The sequence below is a fragment of the Psychrobacter sp. 1Y4 genome (assembly GCF_051847555.1).
On the sequence record NZ_JBPYDE010000239.1, the window covers coordinates 1 to 934 of the forward strand.

The window sequence follows — 934 nt, forward strand, 5'->3', positions numbered from 1 at the left end:
CAGACAAAAACTAAGCGTTAGAAGCGTGATTAGCACTTTTTATTTGAGTGAGAGGATTCACAGTCAAAAATGGTATGCAGGCCTCTAAATCTTGGCAGTCCTGTCCGCGCTGACGACGGACAAAATAATCTTGAACCATGCGCGCCTGCTGCTCAATCCCGTATTTAAAAAACGATTTGCCTGTCTCTAGTACATAATCATATCGCCGATCGATAAGGGCACCGCGTACGACTTTCAATCCTTGCTGTAGCTGCCACACGTGAGTGAGCTCGTGGATGAGCCAGCTCTGCTTGCCTAGCGAGGCCGCACTGAAATCATCGATCCAATCGGCTGGATTGAAGTAAATATGACCATTCGGACTTACCGCATAGTTTTTGAGAACCCACCAGGTGGTTTTTAGTCGCACTTCATCTAATCTGATACTGTCACCAAACACCGAGCGCGCCAACGCTATCTCACCAACTGTCAGACAATGCGACTGCTGTTTTTTTGCGCTACTGCGTGAATATCGATTAAGCAAACGCTTGAGAGATTGTCCAGACATCGTCAATGTAATACCTTATATTTACTAGGCTGGTGATAATAAATGATATTTGGTAAACCGTTCTAATCGTTACCATTGAGCCATTAATATGGATGAATCATTAAAACTAAAGTGCTGGGGACATAAGCTATACGCTTCGTTAGCTTTCATTAAGATATTTTTGCGTTAGCCTAGCGTGTATTACTTATAGCAAGTACCCTATTTATAAATTAGCCTACTTTGACTGCTGATGTCTAATACTCATTGTCATGGCGAAGTTGCTGCGAGAATCATGCCAAGCGGACAATCGCATTTAACTTCAATAAAAGTGGTAACTGTAGAAGAGTATGTCGTTGTTTAGATTTGACTATAAAATCTCTCAATGTCCGCCATTGTAGCCAATGGACCGTT

The 934-nt window shown here is 42.5% G+C and carries 1 protein-coding gene; it reads right to left on the reverse strand.

What is annotated here, in order from left to right; all coding sequences use genetic code 11:
* Positions 1–10: 10 nt before the first annotated feature.
* Positions 11–544, reverse strand: coding sequence for a type IV secretion protein Rhs (locus tag ACS8FC_RS15500; RefSeq protein WP_439297427.1), 534 nt, complete (start codon positions 542–544; stop codon positions 11–13).
* Positions 545–934 lie beyond the last annotated feature (390 nt).

Coding starts and splice junctions, on each gene's coding strand:
- ACS8FC_RS15500 (WP_439297427.1), bottom strand. CDS start 544: ATGTCTGGACAATCTCTCAAGCGTTTGCTTAATCGATATTCACGCAGT.